This is a genomic window from Nonomuraea sp. NPDC001636, assembly GCF_040298265.1.
Classification (GTDB): domain Bacteria; phylum Actinomycetota; class Actinomycetes; order Streptosporangiales; family Streptosporangiaceae; genus Nonomuraea.
In genome coordinates this window covers 65,682-91,495 of sequence record NZ_JBEOZT010000028.1, presented here as the reverse complement: position 1 = coordinate 91,495, position 25,814 = coordinate 65,682, and the positions used below count along the sequence as shown (strand labels likewise).

Genomic DNA, 25,814 nt, shown 5'->3' with positions numbered 1-25,814 from the left:
TCAGGCGCCGGACCAGAGGGCCGCGAGCAGCGCGTTCAGCCGCTCCGGCGCCTCGACGTGCGGGTAGTGGGCGCTGCCCGGCACCTGCTCGTGCCGGGCGCCGATCCGCTCGGCCGTGACCCGTGCGCAGGCCATGAGAGGGACGCCGCCGCGCTCCCGATACGGGCCGGGCGCGTCCTCCCAGGTGCCCGAGACGACCAGCTTGGGAAAGGACGCCGCCCGCAGCGCCGGCAGCGGGAGGCCCGCCTCCCAGCAGACGCGTTCGCGCAGCGCCGTGGCGGCCGCGCGCAACCGCCGATCGCCCGTGCCGGGCTCGGGCATGCCGGTCGAGCCGGCGGCGGCGCGCAGCCATTCCTCGGGCGTCAGGTCGGGAAGGTCGGCGTAGGCGGCGCGGTTGGCGCGCAGCGCCTCGGCCACGGCGGGGTGGTCGGCTGCCGCCTGGTAGCAGCCGGGCTCGACCAGGGTGAGGGAGCGCACCGCCTCCGGCCTCCGCGCCGCCGCGATCATGGCTCCGACGGCGCCGTAGGAGTGGCCGACCAGGTGCGCGCCCGCGCCGAGGAGTTCGGCGACGTCGTCGGCGTCGGCCAGGTAGTCGCCGGGGAACCTGTCGCCGGCGTCCGGGCTGCCGCCGTAGCCCCGGCGGTCCATCAGCAGCAGCCGGAACCGGCCGGCCAGCGGGCGTTGCGCCGCGAACCCGTACACCGGGTCGTCGCCCCAGCTCGTGGAGCCGTGCACGAAGACCGCCGGCGGCCCGGACTCGGGGCCGAGCGCGGTCACGTGCACGTCGCCCGGCAGCGGGCCGTTCGGGCGGAACATCAGGGTGGGGGCGGACATCCGACTCCTCCTTGAACAGTGTTTAATATTCTTGAACGTTGTATAAGGGAATGGAAGGCGACGTCAAGGCGGGTAGGGTGATCGGGTGCCGTCGTCAGAGTCCTCCGGCGGGTCCGTGTGGCTGCGTCCCGAGCGGCCGCCGCGCGACCGTCAGCTCACCCGCGAGCGGATCGTCGAGGTGGCGGTCGCCGTCCTCGACGCCGAGGGTCATCGCGGGCTGTCGATGCGCCGCGTCGCCACCGAGCTGGGGGTGACCGCCGGGTCGCTCTACTGGTACGTCCACACCAAGGACGACCTGCTGGAGCTGGCCCTCGACCGGGTGCTGGGCGAGGTGCGCGCCGGCCCCGGCACGTCCGGCTGGCGGGACGGCCTGGCCGCGCTGGCCCGCAGCAACCGCGCCATGCTGCTGCGTCACCGGTGGGCCCTGTCCGAGCTGACCGTCAGGCCCAACCTCGGCCCGAACGCGCTCGCCCTGGCCGAGACCGGGCTGCGCCTGCTGGAGAGCGCCGGGTTCGCCGGTACCGACCTCGACGCCGCCCTGGCCGCCGTCAACGACCATGTGGTCGGCGCGGTCATCGCGGAGGTCGCCTGGCGCGACACGCTGGCCCGGATGAGCGGGACCGGGTCCGGCTGGGCCGAGCAGGCGGCCGATTACCTGCGTCAGGTCGCCGAACGCCACCCGACGCTGGCCGGCCGGATGGCCGCCACGGGCGAGATCGACGTCGAACGCGAGAGCGAGCGGCGCTTCACGTTCGGCCTCGACTGCCTCCTGGACGGCCTCGCCACCCGCTGCGCGACCCCGTCCCCGTCATAGCGCCGGGGCCCGGGGCGTCACCAGTTGCGCACCTCGTGCGCCCACGCGATCAGTCCCGCCACGAACCCCTGCCGGTCCGACGGCGAGAGGGTGTCCAGGACGCGCAGCAGCGGCGCGGCACGCAGGGCGACGAACCCCTCGACCATGGCCCGATGGTCAGGGGCCAGCGACACCAGGGTGCGGCGGCGGTCGGCCGGATCCTCCCGGCGTTCGACCAGGCCGGCCCGGCTGAGGTCGCCCACCAGCTCGCTCGCGGTCGGCAGTGACACGCCCATCCTGTCGGCCAGCTCGCTCACGCTGAGCGACGCCTCGACGGTCAGCTGCGGGATGACCGCGCCGTGCCTCCCGGTGAGCCCGTGGTTGCGGAAGATCTCCCGCATCCGGTCCGGCATCTCGGCCTGGGCCCGCCGGAAGTACGCCTCCACCAGGGGTACGAAGCCGAGGGCTTCCCTGACCTCCTCGGGCCGTGGCAGTCGCGGGGGCGCAGTGGGGTCCGTCACGGTCACAGGTTACAGTGCCCATATCCAAACAGTTCGGATATCCGAAGTGAGGTAGACGTGATTCTGGTGACAGGCGCCACGGGGAACGTCGGACGTCATCTGGTGGATCTGCTGCTCGGGGCGGGCGAGCAGGTCCGGGCGATCAGCCGCAACCCCGAGCGGGCCGGCCTGCCCGACGGCGTGGAGGTGGTCAAGGCCGACATGTCGCAGGCGGAGGACCTGCGGGCCGCGTTGCGGGGAGCGGACCGCGCGTTCCTGCTCCCGGCTGCCGGCCAGGTGGACGGCTTCCTGCGCGAGGCCGCGAGGGCCGGCCTCGGGCACGTGGTGCTGCTGTCCGCGCTGGCGGTGACCATGAAGCAGGCCGGCGTGCTGGGCAGCGCCCACGCCGAGTACGAGCGGGCCGTGGCCGGGTCGGGGCTGCCGTGGACGTTCCTGCGTCCCGGCGCGTTCATGGCGAACGACCTGCGGTGGGCGCCCGGCGTCAGGAACGGTGGGGTGGTGCGTGCTCCGTTCGCCGAGGCCGCCACCGCGCCGATCGACGAACGCGACATCGCCGCGGTGGCCGCGCGGACGCTGCTCGACGACGGGCACGCGGGCAAGGCGTACGAGCTGAGCGGGCCCGCCTCCCTGACGACGGCCGACCGGGTACGGATCCTCGGCGAGGTCCTGGGCCGCGACCTCCGTCTGGAGGAACTGTCCCCCGAGCAGGCCCGCGAGCAGATGATCGCGCATACCCCCGCGCCGGTCGTGGACTCGGTGCTCACGCTGTTCGCCTCGTTCGTCGGCAGGGCCGCGGACGTGTCACCGGCCGTGCGCGAACTGACCGGCGACGCGCCCCACCCCTACGCCGACTGGGCAGCCCGCAACGCCGCGGCGTTCAGCTAAGGAGAGCAGTAGGGCCGATCGGCCCGCGCGGAACGTGAACCAGGCCGCCGAATGCGGCCGGCAGCGCTCGACACAGTCGTGCGCCGTGCTGACAGCAGGTATTCCGCTACAGACGTGTCGCGGTGCGGACGAGGTCGGCGACGGCCTTGGACCTGCTGTGCGGCGGCCAGGCGATGACGGTCGTGACGGCCGGCGCGTCCGGCACCGGCACGATGGCGTAGTCGTCGCGTAGCTGGTCCCGGAGCGACTCGGGGACGACGGCGCAGGCCAGCCCGAGCGCGATCAGCTGGAACAGTTGGGTATGGTCGCGCACCCGCGGTCCGGGGCCGTCCGGATGGCCGCCATCCCGTCCGGGCCAGCGCGGCAGGGGCAGGTCCGCCTGGGCTTTCACCTCGGCCAGCGACAGATACGCCCGGTCGGCCAGGGGATGCCCCTTGGGCAGGACCACGACCTGCTGTTCGGTGTGCAGATCCTCGGCGTCGAGTCCGGCTGTCGTGTCGTAAGGCCGGTGGAGCAGCGCCACGTCGGCACGCCCGGTGCGCAGCAGACCCTCCGGCTCGCCCGGCCCGCACAGCATCACCTCGACCGGCATCGAGCCCGGTTCAGCGGCGTAGGCGTGCAGAAGCTTCGCCAGCAGTTCCCTGGACGCCCCGGCCTTGGTGGCCAGGACCACACCGGGCTGGTCAGCCGCGGCGCGGCGGGTGCGGCGCTCGGCGGCTTCGACCGCGTCGAGCGCGAGCCGGGCCTCCCGTAGCAGCACCGACCCGGCCTCGGTCAGGGCGACGGCGCGAGCGGTGCGGTGCAGCAGAACGACGCCGAGCCGCCGCTCCAGCTGCTGGATCGCCCGCGACAGTGGTGGTTGCGCCATCGAGAGCCGTTGTGCCGCCCGTCCGAAGTGCAATTCCTCGGCCACGGCGACGAAGTACCGCAACTCCCGCGTCTCCACCGGCTCATCGTATCCAGCGCTGACCACGGCCGATACCCGTGCGGTATCGCCGCCCACCTGACCGGTCTTGGACGCCCCACCCGAGTCCGCAACATGATCGACGGCATGAGAGAACGGACGATCGCGCTGGTGACCGGCGCGAACAAGGGAATCGGATACGAGATCGCCGCAGGCCTGGGCGCCCTTGGCTGGCGAATCGGCGTGGGCGCGAGGGACCAGCATCGCCGCGACACCGCCGTCGAGAAGCTGCGCGCGGCGGGGACCGACGCGTTCGGCGTGCCGCTCGACGTCACCGACGACGAAAGTGCCACCGCCGCGGCCGAGCTGATCGCCCGCCATGCCGGGGGGCTCGACGTCCTGGTCAACAATGCCGCGATCACCGGCGGCATGCCGCAGACACCGACCACGGTCGAGCCCGCGACCGTGCGGGCTGTCGTGGAGACCAACGTGATCGGCGTCATCCGGGTCACCAACGCGGTGCTGCCGATGCTGCGCGACTCGGCAGCACCGCGGATCGTCAACATGTCCAGCAGCGTCGGCTCGCTCGCCCTGCAAACCACCCCCGGCATCGACATGGGCCCGGTTCCCGCCGCCTACCTGGCCTCGAAGACCTTCCTCAACGCCCTCACCATCCAATACGCCAAGGAACTGAGCGGCACCGACATCCTGATCAACTCCGCCTGCCCCGGCTTCACCGCCACCGACCTCAACGGCTTCCAAGGCGTCCGCACACCACAACAGGGTGCGGCCATCGCGATTCACCTCGCGACCCTGCCCGACGACGGCCCGACCGGCGGATTCTTCGACGACGCCGGATCCGTGCCCTGGTAACAGCCGCACTTTCCCGCCCTCGACGCCGGCCGCGCGTCTCGCACCACAGGAGAAGCAGGACAATGACGAAGGCAGTCAGATACGACGAGTTCGGTGGAATCGAGGTGTTGCGGGTCGACGAGGTCGACCGGCCGGTGCCCGAGAGCGGGCAGGTCCTCGTACGGGTCCAGGCCGCAGGCATCAACCCCGGCGAGGCGGCCATACGTACAGGTGCGATGGCCGACATCTTTCCCTCGACCTTTCCGTCCGGGCAGGGCAGCGACCTCGCCGGGATCGTCGCCGAGGTCGGCGCGGGAGTCGACCGATTCGCGGTCGGCGACGAGGTGATCGGGTTCTCCGAGCGGCGGGCAGCACAGGCCGAGCTGGTGCTGGTCGACGTCGGCAACCTCACCCCCAAGCCGGACGGCGTCTCCTGGGAGGTGGCGGGCGGCCTGTACGTCGCCGGAGTGACCGCGTGGCGGGCCGTGCATTCCGTACGACTCGACATCGGGGAGACCGTCGTCGTCTCCGCGGCAGCCGGAGGAGTCGGCTCGTTCGCCGTTCAGCTCGCGCGCCGTGCCGGAGCCACGGTCATCGGCCTGGCGAGCGAGCACAACCACGGGTGGCTGCGAACACACGGCGTGATCCCGGTCGCCTACGGTGACGGCGTCACCGACCGGATCGAGGCCGCCGCACCGAGCGGCATCGACGCCTTCATCGACACGTACGGCGGCGGGTATGTCGAAACGGCCCTCGCCCTCGGCGTCGCGGTCGAGCGGATCGACACCATCGCCGATTTCGCGGCAGCCGCGAGATACGGGGTCAGGACCGAGCCCGGAACCGACGCCAGGCCGGGCGCGGAGGTACTCGCCGAACTGGCCGCCCTGATCGCCGACGGACACCTCGAAGTCCCGATCGCCAACGTCTACCCGCTGACGCAGGTCCGCCAGGCCTACACCGAACTCGAGCGCCGACACACCCACGGCAAGATCGTGCTCAGACCCTGAGCGGCGCCATGCGACGCGGCGCGCCCAGGGCTTTGCTCAACCGCAGGCGGATCCCCGTCGGGACTGTCCGGTCTCCCGCCTGATCGGCCGCGACAACCCGGGCGACACATTCGGCAGGCCAGCCTCGCGTCGCAACTTCCGCCGCGTCGTCGTCCGGCAGAACCAGGCAGACGATTCGGTGACAAGGGCCCTCCGCTCTGGTGCGTGCGACGAGTCCCGAAGGAGAGCGTTCCGCAGGCCGCAGCGTGGGCGCCCGTAGTGGGGCTTATGTGGCCAGAGGGACAGTAATCTCTCCCTCGAATACAGAACGGAGTTGAACGAATACTCAGAGAGACGCATCGATGCGAGTACGACCCGCGCATGTTCGGCGGCTCGTCCCCAGCGAAGGGCGGAAAGCCCTCATCCGGAAGGTGTGCCAGATGCCAACACCCAGCACCGCGCCTCCCCAGCAGGGAGCCTCGAAAGTATGGCTCCAGACGGGCCCGCTCGCCTTCGGCCACCCGCTCAGGGGTGCCGATCGTGTCCACGAGAAGGTCTCTGAGGTTCCGGACCTGCAGATCCCCTTCCCCGGCGTGTGGGAGGTCTCCTATCACGCCCTCAACGCGGTGGCTGTGGTGTCGCCGCATCTGTATGTCCACACGGCGTTGTTCATCAATGGCGTACTCATTCCCGGCAGTGAGGCACAGAGCGGCCTGGCCGGCGTCAATGCAACACTGCGAGCCACCGCCGGGCAGACGCTCCTGCAGACCTTCGCCGCCGGAGACGTCGTGACACTTCACGCCTACCGCATCGGGACCGGCGAGGCCGTCATCGAGAGTGGCGGCGATGGGCGCACCGGAATCATGGCGCACTGGGTGAGCGCGGTCTGAGCGCCGACGCCCGCAGGTGAAACGGCTGGGGACCGTACTGCTCGGCGGCGAACGTCCCTGCCATGTCATCGCGGCGGGAAGCGTCGGACTTCTCTCCGGACGCTCGGACCGAGCCCGGCGGCAGGGAACCGCGGTCGTCGCCCGCCATGGCCAGCGGGACCGCCTGGTCGCGGGCGAGCCTGCGAGGGCAGGCGTTCCTCACTGTCGCGACACATCACTCACAGTGCTCATATATGTACGTTAAGTAGCGAGCCTCGGGATTCTGATCACATGGCGCGAAACCCGGAGCCGTACCTCTCACCGCAAGGAGCCCCCGCATGAGCATGATCCAGACCGGCATCCTCGACCTGGACTCCACCAACCCCGTGGCCACCACCGGCGGCGACACCTCCACCTTCACCCACGTGACGTTCCCGACCCCGTTCCCCGCCGGGTCACGCGTGATCGTCATCCCCTTCGTCCAGACCTTCAACGGACCCGAGACCCCCGGCCTCAGGATCGCGGACGTGACGCCGCAGGGCTTCCGGATCCGCATCAACGAGATCCTCGCCGGCGCCACCAAGAGCGACGGACACCACACCCGCGAAACCATCGGCTGGCTCGCCACCACCGTCTGACTCCGACCAAGCCCAAGAGGCCGGCCCCTCCATGCCTAGAGGGGCCGCCCCGCGGTCGCCCGGGCATGCCGTGGAGGTGTGGCCGGATATCGCGGGCGCGCTTGGGGGCCTGCCCGCGAAGTCCGCGACTCGCCGGGGGCTGCTGAGGGCCGGCGCACTCGGCCAGCGGGCGCGCTCGGCCCAGCGAACCTCACTGTCAGTCGATGCCTTCGATGATGCGGAAGTCGCGCTCAACGCCGTCGGGGAAGGCCACCAGCGCCTTCTGGTATGCCTCGCTCTCGTATGCCGCGACGGCCTGTTCAAAGCTGTCGAACTCGATCAGAACGACACGTTGCGTGATTCCGGCCTCGTGGGCGACGACTCGACCGCCACGGGACGGGAGGAGGGCCAGGTTGCGCCCGCCCCCAGCCTGGACAGCCGGAGCGGCCAGCTTGTCGTAGACAGTCAGGCTCTCCAGATCGGAAATGGCGGGGTAGACACTGACCCAGTAGCCCTTAGCCATGGAAACCTCCTGAATCGATCGATCCCGGCGACGGGTATTGCGGCCGGTTGAATCGTCATATGCGCAGGTTAGGGCTTGATGTGCGGCCGAGGGAAAGATCGGTTCGGGATAGACTCAGAACGGATCGTTATCAATCGGCAGGGAGGGCGCGTGGCGCCGGATACGGTCAGCCTGCGGTACTTCCTGGTGCTGGCGCAGGAGTTGAACTTCACCCGCGCGGCCGCACGGATCGGCATCGCACAGCCCGCACTCAGCGCCCGCATGCGCCGCTTGGAGGCGGAACTCGGTACGGCCCTGCTGGTCCGCAACACGCGTAGCGTCGTGTTGACCACGGCCGGTGCGGCCTTGGCGGAGTCCGCGCCGCCCGCGCTCGCGGCGCTGGACCGGGCATGGGACACCGCCCGGAGCGCGGCGGCCGGCGAGCTGGGCACGTTGCGCATCGGACACAGCCTCAGCGCCGGGGCCGAGACGGTGCCGGCCCTGGTGGACAGGCTGATGCGCGGCAACAGCGGACTCCAGGTCAGCGCGGTCCCGATGGCGACACCGGAGATCTCCCCCGCGGTCGCCGACGGCCGCATCGATGCCGGGATCACCCGCGGTGAACAGCCGGGCCGTGGCGTGCGCCGGTTCCTGCTGCGCCGCATGCGCGTCGGGGTCCAGCTGGCGCAGCACCATCCGCTGGCCCAACGATCGGAGATCGAGATCGCCGACGCGGCCGCGTATCCTCTGCGACTCCCGGACCGTGCGGCCAACCCCGTGATCCACGATCAGCTGTCCGCACTGTTCCGAGACGCCCGACTGCACCCCCGATTCCACACGCCAGCGGTCTCTTTCGACATGTCTCAACGCGACCTGCACGAGGGGATCACCCTCGCCCCGGCCGGAGAAGCCGCGGTCACGACCCAACCGGCCGGTCTCACCTGGCGACCGCTGCGGGGCGCGCCCAGCCTCACGATCCACCTGGTCCTCCCCCGCGAGCCGTCGCCGCTTCACCGCCGCATCCGTGCCGTCGCAAAAGCCCTGGCGCACGAGCTGCACTGGCTGTCGGACTGACGCGCAAGCGGTCAAGCGAGACGGACGCCTGCGCCGGCAAGGCCGAAGACCTCGCGCCCGGCGGACATCGCGGTGATGACGACGTCGGTGGTCTTGCTGAATGTCCGACACGACCTCGCTACGCCGGCGGGTCGGCATCCGATGATGGCCCCGGGTCCGGTCCGAGATCTCGGCGGCTATCGCGCCTTAGTCGCCCCGACCCCGACAGGCACGGGGAGCCGGCGGGAACGCCCGCCGTCGAGGACGTCGGTCAATGCTTGACGCCAGCCACCGTTCGGATGTCGGTGGTGTCGATATCCGTGCTGGGTGTCGAAGAATCGATGGTTTCTCAACACCTCGTCCGAAGTTCTCTGCGCGTGACAGCGTGATCTTCGTCCCGGCGAGGGCTCCTGAGCGTCTCCGCCGTCATCACTCGTGAGCGGGCCACTCCTCGGCCAGGAGCGCGTATGAGAGACCGTCGAGCCATCCCTTGGTGCGGTGGAGTGAGTCTCTCACCGTGTGCTGCTCGCGGCGCATCCCGACCCGCTCCATCAGCCGCCACGAGGCTTCGTTGTCGTAGAAGCAGTCCGCGTGCAGGCGGCGCAGGCCAAGACTCTTGAAGGAGATGTCGATGAGGGCGCGTACCGCTTCGGTGGCGTAGCCCTTGCCGCCGTAGGCGGGGTCGAGCGTCCACCCGAGCTCTCCTTGGACGTTTTTCGCCTGGTCAGCGACCTCTTCCTGGGCCCAACCGTCCTGGACCCTCAGGGTCAGGTCGCCGATTACCCGGCCGTCCAGTTCGATGATGAGCAGGTCTACGAGCCGCTCCTCGCTGAGGAAACGTTCACGGTAGTCGTCGTAGGTCTCTGTGGCGGCCGCGATCCATTCGTGAGTCTCCGGCAGCTGCCGATAGACCCAGGTCGCGTCCAGGTCGTCGGGGGCGGCTCGGCGCAACAGCAGCCGTTCGGTGGAAATCGGCCAGTCCAGCGTGTCAAGAGGGTGACGCATGGGCCCTGATACTGACAGCGGGCTGTGGTGACACACAAACGAATTACTGCGGACGGCGTCTCCGACAACGACGCGGCGATCGCCCTACAGGAGCCGGGGCGGGATTGGCCGGGTGTCACAGGGCTGGCGGGGTCGTCGGCGCCGTCTGGGGGCGTCGGCGAGGACGTCGGCAACGACGTACCGCGAAGCTCGGATGCCGCGGCCGGTGCGGCTTAAGAGGGCATCGGTCCAAGGCTTCCACGCGGGAAAGGTCGTCGCTCACCCCGATTGAGAAACCTGCCGGACGGACGAGCTCAGCGGCCCGGTGCTGGACGCACACGTGCGTCGCCTGGGCCCATGCCGGCGAAGAGGGCGTCGAGGATCTGGTCGACATACTCATGAGTCAGCGGTTCATGGGTGATGAGGAACTGGAAGTACAGCGGACCGGACAGGATCGCCATCGCGAGGTCCAGATTGAACCCGGGCGCCAGTTGACCCTGCTCTTGGGCTCTCTTCAGCCGGGCGACGGTCTTGCTGGTCTGGGGGGCGATGAAGCGCTCGTTGAGCGCGGCGGCGACCCGGGGGTCGTACTGGGCCTCGCCGACCAGGGCCTGATACAGGGGGCCGAAGGGGGGCCTGCCGATGAGATCGATGGCCGCGTAGGTCTGTCGGCGCAGATCGGCGATGATGTCGCCGGTGTCGGGGTAGTCCAGGTCGGACTCGTGCAGTGACAGCAGCGAATCGAGCAGCAGGGCTCCCTTGGACGGCCATCGGCGATAAATGGTGTGCTTGCCGGCGCCGGCGCGGGCCGCCACCGCTTCGATGCTGAGTTTGGCGTAGCCGATCTCCTGGCCCAGCTCCAGTGTGGTTCGCATGATGGCCTCGGTCCGGTCGGCACCGCGGCGGTGGCGCGTGTCAGTCATGCCGACACCTTATCGGTACGATACGTTCCGTGCCGACACGCTGCACGGACCTGGTGACGCGGGTTCGGCGCCGGGCGGTCGGTCAGGTGTGGGACAGGACCAGGCGGACGGCGAAATTGCGGTAGCCGGCGCGTTCGAAGGCGCGGGCCATCGAGACGTTGCCCGCGTCCGTGTCGGCGACGATCCGCTGCGCGCCGCGTTCCGCGTGGCTGCGGGTGATCTCGCCGAGCAGGTCGTCGACGTAGCCGCGGCCGCGGTGCTCGGGCACCACGCCGAGGTAGCCGACCACCGGGCCGCCGCTGTTCGCCGACGGCAGCGCGACGCCGACCAGGTCGCCGTCCTCAAGGTAGGCCAGGCGCCACCAGGAGCGGTCGCCGGGCATGGAGCGGTAGCCGGCGACGTCCTCGCGAGCCTGCGCGACCGGGTCCATGGTGAGCAGGGCTTGGCGGGTGTGATGGTCGAGCGTGCCGACGGCCACCCGGCGGAACGCCTCGACGAACACCTCGTCGTCGTCCTCGCCGCGGAACTCCAGCCGGCCCGACGGCTTGGGCACCTCGACGTCGGGGGTCCACTCGTAGCGCAGCCGTTCCAGTTCCTCGGTCAGTCCCGCGCGGCCCGCGGCCGTCCGGCGCCAGGCGATCGCGGCCGCGGTCTTCGGGTCGTCGCGCCAGCCGTTGGAGACGAACACGTGGTAGGCGGGCTTGTCGTCGTAGGCGGCGTGGGCGTGGGCGAGCAGGTCGGCGGCCAGGCCGACGGGGTCGTCGACCGAGGGGTGAACGTAGAGGCAGTCCAGCGCGAGAGGCTTGCCTGCGTCGGGCGAGCCCCACCACACGGCGCGGGCCATGATCTCGCCGCTCTCCTCGGCGACCCAGATCCACGCGTGGCGGTAGTTGCCGGATTCGAGGAAGGACAGCAGCCGCTCGGGATGAGCCCAGCTGATGGACGCGTCCACGACGCAGCCGAGCAGGCGGTCGAGTTCGGCCTCGACCGTGGGACGGAAAAGCACAGGTCCTCCGGAAAGTAGACGGGCGCGCGGAGAGCGCCCCGTTCGGTGCGGTACATGTCAGTCGCCCCGGTCCGGTCGGCACTGCGACGGGGGGCGTGTCGGTCACGCGCTTTAACGGTACGGCACGTGCCGTACTTGACACCAGAGGGCCTTCTTGGACATCATCCTATCGGCACGGGTCGTTCCGTGCCGATAGGAACTGCCAGGTCATCACCAGTGCTAGCGACGCCCCAGTGAGGCCCGACGTTCGCCACCCCATGGAAGAGGACGATCGCGTGATGCCTGTTCCCCCCGAGCCGACCGTGCTGCATCCGATGCCCGGCCAGCCCCGCGTCGTGCTGCTCAAGCCGCTGGTCACCTCGCCGCTGATCGAAGTCGGCGAGTTCTCCTACTACGACAACCCCGATGATCCGACCGCCTTCGAGACCCGCAACGTGCTGTACCACTACGGGCCGGAGAAGCTGGTCATCGGCAAGTTCTGCGCGCTCGGTGAGGGGGTGCGGTTCATCATGAACGGCGCCAACCACCGCATGGACGGCCCCTCGACGTTCCCTTTCCCGATCATGGGCGGTTCCTGGGCCGAGCACTTCGATCTCATCACCGGCCTGCCCGGGCGGGGTGACACCGTGGTGGGCAACGACGTCTGGTTCGGCTACCGGTCCATGGTGATGCCGGGTGTCCGCATCGGCCACGGGGCGATCATCGCCTCCGGCGCCGTCGTGGTGGACGACGTTCCCGACTACGGCATCGTCGGCGGCAACCCGGCCAAGCTCATCCGCCGCCGCCACACCGACGCCGACATCGACCGCCTCCTGGCCGTGGCCTGGTGGGACTGGCCGCTGCCACTCATCACCCGGCACCTGCGCACGATCATGTCCGGCAGCATCGAGGACCTGGAGCAGGCGGCCCCCGCGCCGCCCCACGTGCGGTGACCCGTACTCCCATCCCTACCGGCACACCAGAATCGAGCTTTCGGCATGCCTGCCTCGTCCCACCCCCATCCGTTCACCGACTGGCTCGGCGACCGCGCCGTCCCGCTCACCCACCTCGACCCTGAGGCGCCGCTGGACGACCTGGAGCCGCTGCGCGCGCTGGTCGGCGACGCGCGGGTCGTGGCGATCGGTGAGAACTCCCACTTCATCACCGAGTTCGCACACCTGCGGCAGCGTCTCCTGCGGTTCCTGGCCGAGCGCTGCGGCTTCACCGTCCTGGCCTTCGAGTACGGCTTCAGCGAAGGCGTCGCCCTCGATGCCTGGGCCCAGGGCCAGGGCGCCGACGACGACCTGTCCGCGCACCTCGCCACGGCCGTCCCGGTGGGCGTGGAGGAGCCGCTGCGCTGGATGCGCCGGCACAACGCCGCCACCGCCGAGGCGCCGATGCGGTTCGCCGGGATCGACATCCCGGCCGCCGGCGGCTCCCTGCTGCCCGCCCTGGCTCCCGTCGCCGACTACCTCCGCGACATCGACCCCGAGACCCTGCCGGCCGTCGAGCAGGCGATGCGCATAGCCGGATCGTTCGCGGGCGCCTCCGCCGCCTCGGCCGCACCGGTCTGGACCCGCCTGCCCGCCGCCGACCAGGACGCTCTCACCGCGATCCTGATGCGGCTGCGCATCCGCTTCCGCGCCGTCGAGATGCTGTACGTCTCCCGCGGCGACCGGCCCAGCTACGACATCGCCCTGCGCCGTCTGGAGGCCGCCTGCCACGCCGACTACGGTTTCCGCGCCATGGCCGGCCTGTACGCGGGCACCGGGTGGACCGCCGACACCTCAGCCCGCGACGTCTACATGGCCGAGTCCGTCCTGTGGCACCTGCAGCGCTCCGACCCCGGCACCCGCGTCGTGCTGGCCGCCCACAACGCCCACATCCAGAAGACGTCCGTCTCCTTCGACGGCCGCCTCACCGGGCTCCCCATGGGTCAGCACCTGCACAACCGGCTCGGCGACGACTACCTCGCCCTGGCCCTGACCAGCGTCACGGGGCACACCGCCGACATGCGCCCCGACGAGAACGCCCGCTTCGGCTTCGCCATCGACGACGTCCCGCTGCAGCCGCCCGAGCCGGGCAGCATCGAAGCCGCCTTCGCCGACGCCGGACGCGGGCTGAGCGTCGCCGATCTCCGGCAGGCGCCCCGGCAGACTCCCGGCCCCGACCGCTACCGGATCCAGAGCGCCTACCTGCACACGCCCGTCCTGGACGCGTTCGACGCCGTCCTCAGCACTCCGACCTCCACCGTCGCCGACATCACGCACTAGGGACCACGACATGAGGCTGCACCATCCCGGCCCGGCCACACCGAGGCCACAACCTTTGAACCGGTTGCTGACGATCAGATCGCACCAGGACACGACGAGACCCGCCAGGAGAGTGAACCATGCCGGACGCTGACGTGATCATTGTGGGAGCCGGCCCGACCGGGCTCATGCTGGCGAACGAGCTGCGCCTGGCCGGGGTACGGCCGCTGGTGCTGGAGCGGCACCCGCACCGCCGTGACACTCCCAAGGCCGGTGGTCTGGGCGGGCAGATCTTGGAACTGCTGCGCTGCCGCGGCCTGCTGGAACGTTTCGAAGCCGCCTGCCCCGGCCCGGCCCCGGCGCCCCGGTTCCCCTTCGGCGGCGTGCACCTGGACTTCACCCAGATGGCCGACCCGCCCCTGCACGCCCTGCCGCTGCCGCAGCAGCAGCTGGAGCGCCTGCTCGACGAGCGCGCCGCCGAACTCGAGGTGGACGTCCGGCGCGGGCACGAGGTGACCGGCATCAGCCAGGACGACGCCGCGGTGATCGTGGACGTACGCGGCCCTGACGGGCTCTTTCAGGTGAGCGCCCGCTACCTGGTGGGCTGTGACGGCGCCCGCAGCCGCGTCCGTGACTGGGCCGGCATCGGCTTCCCGGGCACCGTCTACCCCGAGGTCAACCGGCTGGCCCAGGTCACACTGCCCGGCACGGTGACCGTACTCGGCAACGGCGATCTCGACGTCCCCGGCCACGGCATCGTCCGCGCCGGTTTCACCCGCACCGACCACGGCCTGTTCGGCCTCGGCTCCTCACCCGGCGCCACGAGCGTCTCCCTCTACACGATCGAGGACGAGAGCACCGAGTACGACGACGACGTCCCGATGACGTTGACCGAGCTCCAGGACAGCATCCACCGCGTGCTCGGCGCGCGCCTGCCGCTGGCCGGATCGACCCGGCTGTCCCGCTTCACCTTCAAGGCCCGCCAGGCCGAACGCTACCGGGCCGGGCGCGTCATGGTGGCCGGGGATGCGGCGCACCTGTTCCCGGCCACCGGCGTGGCCATCAACGCCGGCATGCTGGACGCGGTCAACCTGGCCTGGAAACTGGCCGCCGACCTGCACGGCTGGGCCCCTGCCGGCCTGCTGGACACCTACCACGACGAACGCCACCTCGCCGGCGCCCGCACCATGTTGCACACCCGGGCTCAGGTGGCGTTGCGGCGCGGCCACGACGCGGCCGCCGAGGCGCTGCGGGAGGTGTTCACCGAACTGCTCGCCGACGAACAACCGCTGCGCCGGATGGGAGCGCTGGTCGCCGGGACGGACATTCGCTACCCGATGCCCGGCACCGGCCATCACCCGCTGACCGGCACGTTCGCCCCGGATCTCACCCTGCACACCGATCGGGGCATCACCAGCGTCGCCGAGCTCCTGCATCCCGCCCGGCCCGTCCTGCTCGACCTCGCCGACCGCGCGGATCTCCACGAGACCGCGCGGGACTGGCGGCGGCGCGTCGACCTCCACACCGCCAAGACCGGCGAACGGCCGGCCGACATCCTGCTGATCCGCCCGGACGCTCACATCGCCTGGGCCGCGACCATCGACGAACCCGCCGACAGCGCCGCCCCCGCGCTGCGCGAAGCGCTCTCCAGATGGTTCGGAACACCCTGACGATCAAAGGAAGCCATCCATGATGTGGCCTGTTCCGTCGCCCTGGCCGTGATGCCGCTGATCCAAGCCGCAGAGCGGTTACGCGTCCGCGCCCGACCGGATCAGGGCAGCAACCGGTCGACCGGCTTCTGCCGGTGCTCGCCGGACAGTGCGAGGGGCGGCCGCACCAGCGCCCGGCCGCCACACCGTCCTCCATCAGGCGCTACGTCACACCTCTAGGTGAGAAGCACCTGGTCGAGGACGTGCTCGCCGACGGCCGCCATGCTGGGGTTGTCGGCCGAGTGGGCGGCCAGAGCAGTGCCCATGACGATGGCCCAGCCCCGTGCGCGCTCCCAGGTCACCTCGTCGGCGTCCACGTGTGATCGGAAGACCTCGCGCGCGTTCTCGTCGAACACCAGCCACGCGGCGGCAAGGTCGGTGGCGGGATCGCCGCTGGTGAGGTCGCCGAAGTCCAGGACAGCCGCCAGCTCTCCCCCGTCGAGCAGGAGGTTTCCCGGGTGCGGGTCGCCGTGGAGCCAGAGCGCGGGGCCCTGCCAGGACGGGAGGGCGACCAGCTTCTCCCAGAGCGGGAGAAGCTCAGCTGATCGGGAAAGGAACCGCAGGCGTTGCCGTACCACTTCGTCGCGGACGGTGAGCGGGACGCCGCGGACGGGGTTACGCGGTGCGTCAGGCGGTGCGGGCCGGTGGAGTCCTGTCATGAAGTCGGCCAGCGGAACGGCGATGCCGGAGCGGTCGGGCGGCGGCACGTCGGCGGCCGTGCGGCCGTCGAACCAGGGCGCGATCGTCCACGGCCACGGGTAGCCCTCGCCGGGCACGCCGACCCTGACGGGTATGGGCAGCGCGACCTCGACGTACCCGGCCAGGACCGACAGCCAGCGTTGCTCGTTGACGATGAGGTCGACGGCGACCTGGCGGCGCGGCAGCCGTACGGACAGGTCTGTCCCCAGGCGGTAGATGACGTTGTCCCAGCCGTTGGCGACGAGGGTGAGCGGCCCCGCCAGATCCGGGTGCTGCACGCGGATCAGGCGGTCGACCAGGTCGTCGTCGATGTCGGCTTCCGCCGCTGGGGTGTTCATGCCGCAACGATAGTGCGGGATGACCTTGACGAACGTAGGCGCTGCAGCCGACTTTGCCTGGTCGTCTCCGTGGTGCGCTTCGCGACGGATCGGCCAGGGTGCGCACGCCGACGCCGCGCCGAATGACCACTCACAGTGAACGCCCTCAGCGTGACGGGCTCGAAACAGACCATTTGATCAACCACTTCTGCCGGTCTCAACTCGATGCCGTGCCGCTGTTCGCACCTCTCCTTCCGGAAGGCGTACGGATGGCCGCCGAGCTGCGAAGCCCGTCCAGCACGAGGGTGATGACACCGTCGGCCTCGGCCCGCCAGCCGGGGCGGTCGTGGGCCGCACCGATGCCATGCAGCGCCATCATCACGGCACCGGCATCCACGTCGTCACGAACGGTGCCCTCCCGCACGGCGGCGGCCACCAGGTCGGTGACAGCCTGCTCCAGCGCCCGGCTGCCCTCGGCGAGGGCGTCCGAGCGGGTGGCCATGAGGGTGGACAGCGTCCGGGCCAGGCCCTCGTGGGCAGCTATGTGGTCGACCATGCCGCGCAGGAAGGTCGCCAAGGCCTCCGCCGCGGGCAGCGCGGCTTGCAACTGGCGGACACGATCGCACAGCGCGGCGATCTCTCCGTGGTAGACCGCCTCGGCCAGCGCCTCCCGGGTGGGGAAGTGGCGATACAGCGTGCCCGTACCCACCCCGGCCAGCCGGGCGAAATCATCGAAGCGCAGGTCGAAGAAGCCACCGGCGTCGAAGACCTCCCGGGCGGTGGCGAGCAGGGCGTCGCGCTTGCGCTGGGCGTCGGCCCGCAGGGGCTTGTCAGCGGTCATGCGCTACCTCGCGTTGACAAGTGGAGATGACCTCCATATTTTGCAAAGTGGAGATGACCTCCAAATCGATCGTACCCCACGAGGTGCAGTGTGAAGATCCTGATGTTCGGCCGAGGCGTGATCGCCACCATCTACGGCTGGGTTCTGCAACAGGCGGGACATGACGTCGAGTTCTACGTCCGACCGGGTCGCGCGGCGACGTACGGGGACGCGGTGGACCTCGACCTGTTCGACATGCGGCGCCGAGTGTGGGGGCGGCGCGTCGCCGAGAAGTGGCCGGTGCGCTTCCACGGGGCACTGCTGCCGTCGGTCGTCTTCGGCACACTCGACCAGCCCCCGACCGACCGGGAACGGGCCGTGCGCCAGGCGTTTCGCGAGGCCGGGCTCCGGATCAAGGAGCGGCCTGACTTCCGCGGCTGGCTGTGGGTCCATTTCGCGTCGGATGCCGGCATGTTCGCGCAGGGCCTGCGGGTGGGATCCCTGTCCCAACTGGCCGGGGCAACCGGCGACCTGCGCGAGGCGCTGCTGGCCGGCCGCGAACTGCTGCCGCTCCTCCAGGCGCGCGGCCTCGACCTGCGACGGCACCGAGGTGGTGTGCTGCCGTTCCGGACGCCCACCTGGCTGACGGCACCCGTGCTCGCCTGGCTGACCGCCCATGTCGCGCCCGCGCGCGTGAGCCTCACGGCGCACTCCGACCCCGACGCCGAGGAGCCGCGTGAGGTCTGCCGGGACACCCTCGCCGAAGCGCGACGGCTGGGCATCCCGGTACCACGACTGGAGGCAGCGGAACCACACTTCGCTCGGGTCTGAATCCACCGACGCTGTCAGTCCCGGTGGTCCGTCGCCGCTCCTGGGTCCGGTGTTCGGCCGGCGACTGCGCCGGTAGTTCGGCCAAGCGAGGAGCATGCAGCACCACGGCAGGAACTCACCCACCGTCCCCGTGATCGCGTTCGCGGTGCCCTCGCTGCGATATCGCGCCATCGCTCCCGGCCGGCGCTCAGGCGTAAGAAGGCAGCAACACCCGCAGCGCCATCGGCGTCGAAACGGATGAACCTTCGGGGGCAGCTGGAGCATCAGATCACTTCCGGTTCCGGTGGACGATCTCCCTGTCGCCCTTGCCGGGATACGCCATGATCAGCAGTCGCTGCCCACTCTGCGCCTCCCCCTTCCAGGGGAACCAGGCGTAGTGCACGCGGATGCGGTAGTGCCCCTTGCGCCCGTAGAGGGCGAGGTTGGGCAGTACGGTGCCGCTGATGCTGTCGTTGAGCACGATCTGGCCGCCCGGACTGTAGTAGCCGACCTCGACCACCTTGTCCCAGCCCTTGGTCTCGACGGGCGGCCGGCGGGTGTAGGTCTCCAGGGTGACGCAGAGGTCGAAGTCGGGGTGGGTCATGACGGCCAGGATGCCGCGCGTGGAGGAGACCAGCCCGTTGCCGGGGTCCATGTCCGGCTCGGCCTCCTCCGCTCCTTCTCCTTCGTACGTCTGCAGCACCCCGTAGTCGGTCCACTGCGGCTCCTTCATCCGGATCGCCCGGGCCTGCTTGGTGCGTGGGCGGTGGCGCGGCGTGGCGTCGCACATGGCTTGGGAGTCGGCCTGCATCGCCGCGATCTCCTGGTCCTGCTTGGCCTTCTCGGCCTGGACGATGGTGGCGGCGCTGGGACAGATGTCGGCCAGAGGATAGGTGAGGGACGAGCGGTCGATCTTCAGTCGGGTCAGCTCCCGTGGGTCGTTGCGGGTGTGGACGCCGCACAGGTGGCGCCCGTAGGCGAGCACGACCTGGTCGGGCGTGGTGTCGGGGAACACGTGCAGGCTCTGTGTGCGGTGGTCGCCGCGCAGGGAGCACACGAACCTCTGCTCGGCCGTCAGCTCGCGCGGCTCCGCCTCGCCCGTGTCGATCTCCCACGGCTCGGGCATGGTGCAGTTCGTCACGGGGCCGCGGGCCATGTCCGCTGCGGGCAGCAGACACAGGGCCACGGCCGAGGCGAGCCCCGCCAGGAGGACGTGGTGGCGGACGCGGTGAGCGGGCGGGGCGGCATACAGAAGGAGCATGATGAGGCCGGAGGCGGTGAGCGCCAGGGCGTACCAGAGCGGGGAGATGCCGGGAGACAGGAGCTGGGAGCCGTCATAGGGGACGACGGCGCCCCGCTCGACGTAGAGGCTTGCCGGGTAGAGCCACAGCTCCCCGAAGAAGGTGGAGTGCTCCGAAGTGAACGCGCTCACGGCGCCGATCCCGCCCAGCAGGAACAGGCTCAGCGTCGTGGCGCGCAGCAGCGTACGCGTCCGCCGCCGCACGGCGACCAGGATCAGTACCGCCGGCGCGCCGGCGCCGACGAGAAGGTCGAGCGCGAACCAGTACGCGGTGGCCTCCCGCCCGGTGTACTCGCGTACCGCGTCGCCCAGCACGTTCTTCGGTCCGAGCCAGAACGGCACCCCCTGCGCGAGGTTGACGACCGCGGGGACCAGCGGGAGCACGATCGCCACGGTCGGCAGCGGCCACCGACGGACGCGCCCGCACGGGCTCCGCCCGGGGCGCGGCAGGCTGGGGCGTGCCCAGGTCGTGTGCGGACCGTGCAAACCAGACCAGCGAGAAGACCGAAACGGCGCCCAGGAGCGAGGGCATCAGCAGCTTCCACGCCACCTCGTCCGCGCCGCCGAACGCCACGATCGAGACCGAGCTGGACAAGAGGAGCGAGAAGAAGACCGCGAGCACGCCGACCCGTACCGTCGCGCCGCTCCAGCGCGGATCCCGCGCCTGCGCCACCACCAGCGACGCCAGCCACACCGACCACAGGACATCCAGCGCCCAGGTCCAGGTCTGCCCACCGAAGAGGTAGTCGCCCATCTCGTACGCGACGGTGTTGAGTACGTCATACACCACGCTGAGCACGCCGGTCACAAGCATGAGCACCGGTAGCCATCGACGGGCACTCCCCCACAGCACGCGGAAGAACAGCCAGACCACCACGAGCTCGATCACATCGGCGACCAGCGACGCCCACCACAGGTAGGGGATCGGCAGGTGCCAGAGCAGGGTGTACACGACCATGGCGTAGAGAGCGACCCGCAGCAGGCGCGCCTCCCGGCCGTGCCGCGCCGGTTCGCCGCGCAGCCGCCCGCGCAACACCTCCCGGTACGCCCACGCCTGCACCGCCGCGATCGGTACCAGCAGGGCGGCCAGCCACGGCCACGGCCGGATCTCGTCCGCCATGTATCCGTTCGGGTCCGCGACGACTCTCCACAGGGGGACGAGGTCGCCGGTGACCAGTCCGACGACGGCGACGACGATCACGACGGCCAGGTAGAGGGCCGCGAAACCGGCGGCGAGCCGGCCGAAACGATGGCGGCGCATGATGCACTCCGGGACGGGGGGTGAGGAGGAAGCGCCCAACCCTACTGATCCCCGGCCAAGTGGATCAAGCGCCAACTGGCGCAGGTCCTCTGCCGCCCGCTCCGGTACCGCCAGTGCCACGATGGGCTCGAAATGCGGGCGGTTTCCGTCCAGCGCGCCACCGCCATTGCGTGCTCCGTTCCCAGGCCGCAACTCGCCGCCGATGATCTGTCAGTGCAACGCGGCCGCCGGGGACGTGGCGACGCACCGTAGGCTCGCGCCCGCCCCCGGATTCGGCGATCCGCCGCAGCGGCCAGACCTGGCTAGGCGGCCATGGCAAGCAGGTCGGCGGCACGTTCGATGGCGGCCTGCTCGAGCTGATCGGCACGTGTCCGGCCCCGAGCAGCGCGGCACTCGGCGCGGAGCAATCGGTCAGCGTTGATCTCGCTGCCTGTGGAAGGTCACGACTGCCGGCTGACCTGACCAGGCGCGGATGTGAGGGCGGCGACCGTGAGCGTCAGGTGCTGAGCCAGGACCTCGGCGGCGGTGTCGGCATCACGGGCCAGCGCCGCTTCTTCCAGGCGGCGGTGCTCCGCGGCGCCGTCGCGGTCGGGCATGCGCTGCGCCGACCAGCGGCGGGCCAGTTCGCCGGCCGTCCACAGCCTGTCGAACGTGTCCAGCAGCACGGGGTTGCCGCACCCGTCCAGCAGGGTCCGGTGGAAGACGCGGTGTGCCTCCGACCACGCGCTGGTGTAGTACTCGCCTTCCTCCGGCACGTACGGCGGTGTGCGGGTCAGGCGGTGGTGGGCCGCGCGCACCCGCGCCTCCCAGTCGAGGTCGCCGCGCTCGATCGCCAGGCGCAGCATGACCGGCTCGATCGTACGGCGGGCCTCGGCGATCTGCTCCCACCGCTGGTCGGAGAAGTCGGGGACGGCGAAGCCGCGGTTGGGCAGCCGCACCGCGACGCCCTCGCCCACCAGCCGCACCAGGGCCTCACGTACGACGGCCAGGCTGACCTCGTGCTGCTGGGCCAGTTGCTGCGGCTTGAGCGCCTCACCGGGGGCGTACTCGCCCCTCATGATCGCTTCCTGAAGCCGGGCGTGAACACGCTCGGAGAGCATCGGTTTCGTCGAGGGGTCGACCGTCTGCGGCATGCACTCAGGATAGACCATCTGCCAAATAATCGATTATTCGTGTTACAGTCGATGATGTCGGATGGCGTCATCGATGGCGCCGTCCGCCTACGCCTCATCTCCATGAAGGAACAGACGTGAACAACCCCTTTTCCCGCCTCCCCCATGTGCCCTCCTTCACCGTCACCAGCACCACGCTGGCCGACGGCGCTGCCTGGCCCGCCGAGCAGATGTCCGCAGGCGTCCCGGGAGGCAAGGACATCTCGCCGCAGCTGGCGTGGAGCGGCGCCCCCGAGGGGACCAAGAGCTACGCCGTCACGGTGTACGACCCGGACGCGCCGACCGGCTCCGGGTTCTGGCACTGGGCCGTGGCCGACATCCCCGCCACCGTCACCGAACTGCCCGAAGGCGCGGGCGACGACACCGGCACCGGCCTCCCCCACGGCGCCTACCAGCTGCCCAACGACGCCCGCGTGGCGCGTTACCTCGGCGCGGCCCCGCCGGCGGGGCACGGCCCGCACCGCTACTTCGTCGTGGTGCACGCCCTCGACACCGAGACCATCGGTGTCCCGGCCGGTGCCACCCCCGCCTACCTCGGCTTCACCATCGCCGGCCACCTCCTGGGCCGCGCGGTCCTGACCGCCACCGCCGAAACCCCATGACCGTGACCCCGATCGAGCTCTCCACGTCCGGCGGCATCCGCCTGTCCCAGGACGGCAGAATCCACACCGGCGCCCGGCCGGCGGACGCCGGGCGCGATGGCTGGCACCTGAAGGCATTCCACGCCAGGACCGGCGCCGACGTCCACGCCGACCACTGGCGAGCGAACACCGAGGCCGACGAGATCGTCTCCTGCGTCATCGGCAAGATCCGCCTCTACCTGCGTCCAGAACGGCAGGGGGAAGGAGAGGAGGAGATCAGACTGACGGCCGGCACCGCCGCCATCGTCCCGCGCGGACGGTCGCACCGGATCCAGCTCGACATCCCCAGCACCATCATGACCGTCACCGCGTCGTGTGGCGGCCGTTTGGAGAGCCGCGCCGACCCCCGATGACGGCGTCCGCTCTCCGATGGCGCACCTTCTGGTGACCGACGCCCTCCAGCGGCACCCGCTCTCGGCTCTGCTGTTTACGTGGTCGAGCAGGGAGCCTCGACGGGAAACGGCTCCTTGGTCTGCAGAACGTCTGCGCTGATCAACGATGAGGGCAACCTCCAGGAGGGCTCCCGGCCGTCGAGCTCCCCGGCTCGCCACCGCTGAGCGGCGGCCCACAGTTCCGGCGCCTTCGAGGTCGGACGACCGCACCCTGGGGGGCCCGACTCAGGGGGCGAGGGACGTGTACAGGGTGCGGGCGAAAGCGGCGGCCGCCTCGTGGGGATCGGGGTGTGCGGGGGCGGACATGTGGCCGAGAAAGGCATGCTGGAAGCAGGCGCCGACAAGGAGACCTGCGGCGGCCTGGACGTCCGCGTCCGGGTTCAGGCGGCCCTGTTGTTGTTCGGTGCGCAGGTATGCGGCGATCGCTTCGTTGACCTTGTGAGGGCCGACGTCCTTGCGCCGTATCTCGGCCTTGTGCGCGGCCAGGGTGTCGGGGTCGGCGAACATCGAGGCGAACATGGGGAAGCCGCCGCTGTAGAAGGTGATCGCCGCCGCGGCGATGGCGGTGAGGTTGTCCACGACGTCTCCGGTTCCCGTCCTGCCGCGCAGCACCTCGGCCAGCCGGCCGAAGCCGGGTGAGCGTTCGCGCATCACCGCGACGAGCAGGTCGGCCTTGTTGGTGAAGTGCTTGTAGAGGGCGGCCTCGGTGAATCCGGCGGTGCGGGCGATCTGTCGCGTGGTCACGTTGGCCAGGCCCTGCTCCGCCATGACTGTGGCGGCCGCGTCGAGGATCGCGTCCCTGGTGCCCATTGCTGCTCCTTCGCATTTGACGTAGTTAGTAAACGCTCGCTAACGTCAGCCTATCAGTTAGCGAGCGTTTACTAACCAGGAGTCCCTGATGAGACTTGCCATCTTCGGCGCAACCGGCGGCACCGGGCAGCAACTGCTCGACCAGGCGCTCGCCGCCGGCCACCACGTCACCGCGATCGTCCGCGACCCGACCCGGCTGCGCCGGCCGGACCGCCCCGGGCTCGACGTGGTGACCGCTGAACTGACGGACGCCGACGCGATCGCCGCCGGCGTGACCGGCCAGGACGCCGTGGTGTCCACCCTTGGGCCCAGGCCGGGCGCGGGCGGGCCGGTGTGCGCCGAAGGCGCCCGCGCGATCATGACGGCGATGCGAGCCGCCGCGACCCGCCGCCTGATCGTCGTCACCGCCAGCGGGCACATCGTCGACGAGGGCGACGGCCTGCTGAACCGAGCCCTGGTCAAACCCCTGCTACGCCGTCTCCTGCGGGAAGGGTTCGCCGACTTCGCCCGCACCGACGAGGCCGTCCGCTCCAGCGGCCTGGACTGGACGATCATGCGACCTCCGCGCCTGACCGACGGCGGGCACCGCCCCTACCGCACCGCCATCGACCACAACGTGCGCCGCGGCATCACCATCGCCCGCGCCGACCTGGCCCACGCCATCCTTGCCGCACTCGCCGACCCTGCCGCCGTCGGCCACAGCATCAGCCTGGGGTACTGACCATGAGAAGACGCATCGTCATCTTCGTGATCCTGCTGCTGTCCGTCGTGCTCACCGGCACCGGCGCCGTGGCCTATCTCACCTTTCTCCGCCCGCCCGACAACACCCCGGCCGACCTGTGCGCTCAGGGCGGGCCGGTGACGCGTCCCCGCGTGGTCGCGGCCGGCGCCAGCATGACCCAAGGCACGCTCGGCGCGGACTGGGTGGCGGCCCTGCGCGCACGGCCCGAACACCGCGGATACGAGTTCGTCAACGCGGGCATCAACGGCAACACCACCGCCGACCTGCTCCAGCGCCTCGACGCCGACATCCTGGCATGCCGGCCGGCCGCGGTCCTGCTCCTGATCGGCACCAACGACGTCCGCAACGAGGTGGCGCTGGAGCGCTACCGAGCCAACCTCAGCGCGATCATCGCCCGCATCCAGGCCCGCAGCACCGCGCGGATCGCCGTGATGTCCCTGCCGCCACTCGGCGAGGACCTGGACACGACGATCAACCGATCGCTCGCCGGATACAACGCCGCGATCAAGGAAATCGCCGACCGGGCACAGGTCCGCTACCTGCCCGTGCATGAGCGCATGGCCGACCACCTGCGGACACAGGGCACACGGCAGCCGTACGCCTTCAGTTTCCCGCTGGCCTTCGCCATCGCCGCCCAGCATTACCTGCTTGGACGCAACTGGGACGAGATCGCCCGCGACAGCGGGCGCGACCTCCTCGTGGACCACGTGCACCTCAACGACCGCGGCGGAGCGATCGTCGCCGATCTCGCCTCTCGCTGGCTGTCCGAGCTGCCCGCGGCCTTCTGACTGGTGCGACAGCCGCATCAGCCCGTCCACGTGACCAGCGCGCCGGGCCGAACATTCCAGGTCTCCTTCCGGGCTGCCGGCCCGACGCAACATGATGTGGCGATCAGCCGACGTGCCACACGTGACAGCGGGTCAGTTCCACCGGTGCCCGGCCTGTGCCCACGCCAGCGTCCGGACCGAACCGGAAGGAGCACCATGCAGGCATTCCAGACCGGCGAGATCCCCCATGGCTTCACTATCGACGAAAACAGCGGGCTCATCCACTACAGGCACGCACTCGTCCTGGCAAGCCCGCGTCGGTGACGAACTCTCCGCCTCGTCACAGAAGGTCGGCATCGGCCGGGTGAAGAGAAGCGCAGCGACAGGGCCGACAACGTCCCGACGAGCTGGCTG

The 25,814-nt window shown here is 70.5% G+C and carries 27 protein-coding genes; 15 read left to right on the top strand and 12 right to left on the bottom strand.

The window, feature by feature from the left end; genetic code table 11:
• Entirely contained in the window at nucleotides 1-834 is an 834-nt protein-coding gene (locus ABT158_RS39465; RefSeq protein ID WP_352362544.1) for an alpha/beta fold hydrolase, read from the bottom strand.
• An 85-nt stretch (nucleotides 835-919) separates the two neighbouring features.
• Between ABT158_RS39465 and ABT158_RS39460 the strand changes: the two genes are divergently transcribed.
• Nucleotides 920-1,648: a TetR/AcrR family transcriptional regulator C-terminal domain-containing protein gene (locus tag ABT158_RS39460; RefSeq protein ID WP_352362542.1), complete on the top strand. Its 729-nt coding sequence runs from the start codon at nucleotides 920-922 to the stop codon at nucleotides 1,646-1,648.
• 17 nt (nucleotides 1,649-1,665) lie between these two features.
• On the opposite strand, the gene ABT158_RS39455 is transcribed toward ABT158_RS39460, so the two are convergent.
• Nucleotides 1,666-2,148: a MarR family winged helix-turn-helix transcriptional regulator gene (locus tag ABT158_RS39455; RefSeq protein ID WP_352362540.1), complete on the bottom strand. Its 483-nt coding sequence runs from the start codon at nucleotides 2,146-2,148 to the stop codon at nucleotides 1,666-1,668.
• 57 nt (nucleotides 2,149-2,205) lie between these two features.
• Here ABT158_RS39455 and ABT158_RS39450 point away from each other — a divergent pair, with 57 nt between their 5' ends.
• The gene (locus ABT158_RS39450) at nucleotides 2,206-3,033 is read left to right on the top strand and encodes an SDR family oxidoreductase (protein WP_352362538.1); all 828 of its coding nucleotides are present in this window, start codon (nucleotides 2,206-2,208) and stop codon (nucleotides 3,031-3,033) included.
• A 106-nt stretch (nucleotides 3,034-3,139) separates the two neighbouring features.
• Here the strand turns inward: ABT158_RS39450 and ABT158_RS39445 are convergent, their stop codons facing one another.
• Nucleotides 3,140-3,979, bottom strand: coding sequence for a LysR family transcriptional regulator (locus ABT158_RS39445; protein ID WP_352362536.1), 840 nt, complete (start codon nucleotides 3,977-3,979; stop codon nucleotides 3,140-3,142).
• 93 nt (nucleotides 3,980-4,072) lie between these two features.
• Here ABT158_RS39445 and ABT158_RS39440 point away from each other — a divergent pair, with 93 nt between their 5' ends.
• From ABT158_RS39440 to ABT158_RS39425, 4 genes are all read left to right on the top strand, one after another.
• Complete coding sequence (locus tag ABT158_RS39440; protein ID WP_352362534.1) at nucleotides 4,073-4,810, top strand: SDR family oxidoreductase; 738 nt, start codon at nucleotides 4,073-4,075, stop codon at nucleotides 4,808-4,810.
• 62 nt (nucleotides 4,811-4,872) lie between these two features.
• Complete coding sequence (locus tag ABT158_RS39435; RefSeq protein ID WP_352362532.1) at nucleotides 4,873-5,796, top strand: NADP-dependent oxidoreductase; 924 nt, start codon at nucleotides 4,873-4,875, stop codon at nucleotides 5,794-5,796.
• A gap of 419 nt (nucleotides 5,797-6,215) precedes the next feature.
• Nucleotides 6,216-6,665 carry a hypothetical protein gene (locus tag ABT158_RS39430; RefSeq protein ID WP_352362530.1) on the top strand — a complete coding sequence of 150 codons (450 nt, stop codon included), beginning with the start codon at nucleotides 6,216-6,218 and terminating at the stop codon, nucleotides 6,663-6,665.
• Between the two features lie 317 nt (nucleotides 6,666-6,982).
• Nucleotides 6,983-7,282 (top strand): hypothetical protein, encoded by a 300-nt coding sequence (locus ABT158_RS39425; RefSeq protein WP_352362528.1) that lies wholly within the window; start codon nucleotides 6,983-6,985, stop codon nucleotides 7,280-7,282.
• 196 nt (nucleotides 7,283-7,478) lie between these two features.
• Here the strand turns inward: ABT158_RS39425 and ABT158_RS39420 are convergent, their stop codons facing one another.
• Nucleotides 7,479-7,784 carry a DUF1330 domain-containing protein gene (locus tag ABT158_RS39420; RefSeq protein WP_352362526.1) on the bottom strand — a complete coding sequence of 102 codons (306 nt, stop codon included), beginning with the start codon at nucleotides 7,782-7,784 and terminating at the stop codon, nucleotides 7,479-7,481.
• A gap of 150 nt (nucleotides 7,785-7,934) precedes the next feature.
• On the opposite strand from ABT158_RS39420, the gene ABT158_RS39415 reads away from it, so the two are divergent.
• Nucleotides 7,935-8,837, top strand: coding sequence for a LysR family transcriptional regulator (locus tag ABT158_RS39415; protein WP_352362524.1), 903 nt, complete (start codon nucleotides 7,935-7,937; stop codon nucleotides 8,835-8,837).
• 408 nt (nucleotides 8,838-9,245) lie between these two features.
• Here ABT158_RS39415 and ABT158_RS39410 read toward each other — a convergent pair whose 3' ends face one another.
• The 3 genes from ABT158_RS39410 to ABT158_RS39400 all read right to left on the bottom strand — a co-directional run bounded on the left by ABT158_RS39410 (nucleotide 9,246) and on the right by ABT158_RS39400 (nucleotide 11,729).
• Nucleotides 9,246-9,821 (bottom strand): GNAT family N-acetyltransferase, encoded by a 576-nt coding sequence (locus ABT158_RS39410; RefSeq protein WP_352362522.1) that lies wholly within the window; start codon nucleotides 9,819-9,821, stop codon nucleotides 9,246-9,248.
• Nucleotides 9,822-10,114: 293 nt separating this feature from the next.
• Nucleotides 10,115-10,723: a TetR/AcrR family transcriptional regulator gene (locus ABT158_RS39405; protein ID WP_352362520.1), complete on the bottom strand. Its 609-nt coding sequence runs from the start codon at nucleotides 10,721-10,723 to the stop codon at nucleotides 10,115-10,117.
• A gap of 82 nt (nucleotides 10,724-10,805) precedes the next feature.
• A complete protein-coding gene (locus ABT158_RS39400; protein ID WP_352362518.1) occupies nucleotides 10,806-11,729 on the bottom strand; it encodes a GNAT family N-acetyltransferase in 924 nt (307 codons plus the stop codon).
• A gap of 278 nt (nucleotides 11,730-12,007) precedes the next feature.
• On the opposite strand from ABT158_RS39400, the gene ABT158_RS39395 reads away from it, so the two are divergent.
• The 3 genes from ABT158_RS39395 to ABT158_RS39385 all read left to right on the top strand — a co-directional run bounded on the left by ABT158_RS39395 (nucleotide 12,008) and on the right by ABT158_RS39385 (nucleotide 15,630).
• On the top strand, nucleotides 12,008-12,661 hold the full coding sequence (locus tag ABT158_RS39395) for a CatB-related O-acetyltransferase (protein WP_352362516.1): 654 nt from the start codon (nucleotides 12,008-12,010) through the stop codon (nucleotides 12,659-12,661).
• Nucleotides 12,662-12,706: 45 nt separating this feature from the next.
• A complete protein-coding gene (locus ABT158_RS39390; protein WP_352362514.1) occupies nucleotides 12,707-13,981 on the top strand; it encodes an erythromycin esterase family protein in 1,275 nt (424 codons plus the stop codon).
• Between the two features lie 119 nt (nucleotides 13,982-14,100).
• Nucleotides 14,101-15,630 carry an FAD-dependent monooxygenase gene (locus tag ABT158_RS39385; protein ID WP_352362512.1) on the top strand — a complete coding sequence of 510 codons (1,530 nt, stop codon included), beginning with the start codon at nucleotides 14,101-14,103 and terminating at the stop codon, nucleotides 15,628-15,630.
• A 215-nt stretch (nucleotides 15,631-15,845) separates the two neighbouring features.
• Here ABT158_RS39385 and ABT158_RS39380 read toward each other — a convergent pair whose 3' ends face one another.
• Both ABT158_RS39380 and ABT158_RS39375 read right to left on the bottom strand, forming a co-directional pair.
• Complete coding sequence (locus ABT158_RS39380) at nucleotides 15,846-16,706, bottom strand: aminoglycoside phosphotransferase family protein (protein ID WP_352362510.1); 861 nt, start codon at nucleotides 16,704-16,706, stop codon at nucleotides 15,846-15,848.
• Between the two features lie 196 nt (nucleotides 16,707-16,902).
• Complete coding sequence (locus ABT158_RS39375; RefSeq protein ID WP_352362508.1) at nucleotides 16,903-17,526, bottom strand: TetR/AcrR family transcriptional regulator; 624 nt, start codon at nucleotides 17,524-17,526, stop codon at nucleotides 16,903-16,905.
• Nucleotides 17,527-17,616: 90 nt separating this feature from the next.
• On the opposite strand from ABT158_RS39375, the gene ABT158_RS39370 reads away from it, so the two are divergent.
• Entirely contained in the window at nucleotides 17,617-18,336 is a 720-nt protein-coding gene (locus ABT158_RS39370; protein WP_352362506.1) for a ketopantoate reductase family protein, read from the top strand.
• Between the two features lie 268 nt (nucleotides 18,337-18,604).
• On the opposite strand, the gene ABT158_RS39365 is transcribed toward ABT158_RS39370, so the two are convergent.
• Both ABT158_RS39365 and ABT158_RS39360 read right to left on the bottom strand, forming a co-directional pair.
• Nucleotides 18,605-19,999, bottom strand: coding sequence for a hypothetical protein (locus ABT158_RS39365; RefSeq protein ID WP_352362504.1), 1,395 nt, complete (start codon nucleotides 19,997-19,999; stop codon nucleotides 18,605-18,607).
• A 1,317-nt stretch (nucleotides 20,000-21,316) separates the two neighbouring features.
• Nucleotides 21,317-21,976 carry a GntR family transcriptional regulator gene (locus ABT158_RS39360; RefSeq protein WP_352362690.1) on the bottom strand — a complete coding sequence of 220 codons (660 nt, stop codon included), beginning with the start codon at nucleotides 21,974-21,976 and terminating at the stop codon, nucleotides 21,317-21,319.
• Between the two features lie 149 nt (nucleotides 21,977-22,125).
• Between ABT158_RS39360 and ABT158_RS39355 the strand changes: the two genes are divergently transcribed.
• Nucleotides 22,126-22,650 (top strand): YbhB/YbcL family Raf kinase inhibitor-like protein, encoded by a 525-nt coding sequence (locus tag ABT158_RS39355; RefSeq protein WP_352362502.1) that lies wholly within the window; start codon nucleotides 22,126-22,128, stop codon nucleotides 22,648-22,650.
• Entirely contained in the window at nucleotides 22,647-23,042 is a 396-nt protein-coding gene (locus ABT158_RS39350; protein WP_352362500.1) for a cupin, read from the top strand. The genes ABT158_RS39355 and ABT158_RS39350 overlap by 4 nt, the downstream gene beginning before the upstream one ends.
• 264 nt (nucleotides 23,043-23,306) lie before the next feature.
• Here the strand turns inward: ABT158_RS39350 and ABT158_RS39345 are convergent, their stop codons facing one another.
• Nucleotides 23,307-23,891 carry a TetR/AcrR family transcriptional regulator gene (locus ABT158_RS39345; protein ID WP_352362498.1) on the bottom strand — a complete coding sequence of 195 codons (585 nt, stop codon included), beginning with the start codon at nucleotides 23,889-23,891 and terminating at the stop codon, nucleotides 23,307-23,309.
• A gap of 88 nt (nucleotides 23,892-23,979) precedes the next feature.
• On the opposite strand from ABT158_RS39345, the gene ABT158_RS39340 reads away from it, so the two are divergent.
• Nucleotides 23,980-24,612, top strand: a complete 633-nt coding sequence (locus tag ABT158_RS39340; RefSeq protein ID WP_352362496.1) for an NAD(P)-dependent oxidoreductase — start codon at nucleotides 23,980-23,982, stop codon at nucleotides 24,610-24,612.
• A 2-nt stretch (nucleotides 24,613-24,614) separates the two neighbouring features.
• The gene (locus tag ABT158_RS39335; protein WP_352362494.1) at nucleotides 24,615-25,421 is read left to right on the top strand and encodes an SGNH/GDSL hydrolase family protein; all 807 of its coding nucleotides are present in this window, start codon (nucleotides 24,615-24,617) and stop codon (nucleotides 25,419-25,421) included.
• Nucleotides 25,422-25,814 lie beyond the last annotated feature (393 nt).

What these genes read in the sequence shown, in the direction of transcription:
- ABT158_RS39465 (WP_352362544.1), bottom strand. Translation starts at nt 834, where the DNA reads ATGTCCGCCCCCACCCTGATGTTCCGCCCGAACGGCCCGCTGCCGGGC.
- ABT158_RS39440 (WP_352362534.1), top strand. Translation starts at nt 4,073, where the DNA reads ATGATCGACGGCATGAGAGAACGGACGATCGCGCTGGTGACCGGCGCG.
- ABT158_RS39435 (WP_352362532.1), top strand. Translation starts at nt 4,873, where the DNA reads ATGACGAAGGCAGTCAGATACGACGAGTTCGGTGGAATCGAGGTGTTG.
- ABT158_RS39430 (WP_352362530.1), top strand. Translation starts at nt 6,216, where the DNA reads ATGCCAACACCCAGCACCGCGCCTCCCCAGCAGGGAGCCTCGAAAGTA.
- ABT158_RS39425 (WP_352362528.1), top strand. Translation starts at nt 6,983, where the DNA reads ATGAGCATGATCCAGACCGGCATCCTCGACCTGGACTCCACCAACCCC.
- ABT158_RS39420 (WP_352362526.1), bottom strand. Translation starts at nt 7,784, where the DNA reads ATGGCTAAGGGCTACTGGGTCAGTGTCTACCCCGCCATTTCCGATCTG.
- ABT158_RS39410 (WP_352362522.1), bottom strand. Translation starts at nt 9,821, where the DNA reads ATGCGTCACCCTCTTGACACGCTGGACTGGCCGATTTCCACCGAACGG.
- ABT158_RS39405 (WP_352362520.1), bottom strand. Translation starts at nt 10,723, where the DNA reads ATGACTGACACGCGCCACCGCCGCGGTGCCGACCGGACCGAGGCCATC.
- ABT158_RS39395 (WP_352362516.1), top strand. Translation starts at nt 12,008, where the DNA reads ATGCCTGTTCCCCCCGAGCCGACCGTGCTGCATCCGATGCCCGGCCAG.
- ABT158_RS39390 (WP_352362514.1), top strand. Translation starts at nt 12,707, where the DNA reads ATGCCTGCCTCGTCCCACCCCCATCCGTTCACCGACTGGCTCGGCGAC.
- ABT158_RS39385 (WP_352362512.1), top strand. Translation starts at nt 14,101, where the DNA reads ATGCCGGACGCTGACGTGATCATTGTGGGAGCCGGCCCGACCGGGCTC.
- ABT158_RS39380 (WP_352362510.1), bottom strand. Translation starts at nt 16,706, where the DNA reads ATGAACACCCCAGCGGCGGAAGCCGACATCGACGACGACCTGGTCGAC.
- ABT158_RS39375 (WP_352362508.1), bottom strand. Translation starts at nt 17,526, where the DNA reads ATGACCGCTGACAAGCCCCTGCGGGCCGACGCCCAGCGCAAGCGCGAC.
- ABT158_RS39360 (WP_352362690.1), bottom strand. Translation starts at nt 21,976, where the DNA reads ATGCTCTCCGAGCGTGTTCACGCCCGGCTTCAGGAAGCGATCATGAGG.
- ABT158_RS39350 (WP_352362500.1), top strand. Translation starts at nt 22,647, where the DNA reads ATGACCGTGACCCCGATCGAGCTCTCCACGTCCGGCGGCATCCGCCTG.
- ABT158_RS39345 (WP_352362498.1), bottom strand. Translation starts at nt 23,891, where the DNA reads ATGGGCACCAGGGACGCGATCCTCGACGCGGCCGCCACAGTCATGGCG.
- ABT158_RS39340 (WP_352362496.1), top strand. Translation starts at nt 23,980, where the DNA reads ATGAGACTTGCCATCTTCGGCGCAACCGGCGGCACCGGGCAGCAACTG.
- ABT158_RS39335 (WP_352362494.1), top strand. Translation starts at nt 24,615, where the DNA reads ATGAGAAGACGCATCGTCATCTTCGTGATCCTGCTGCTGTCCGTCGTG.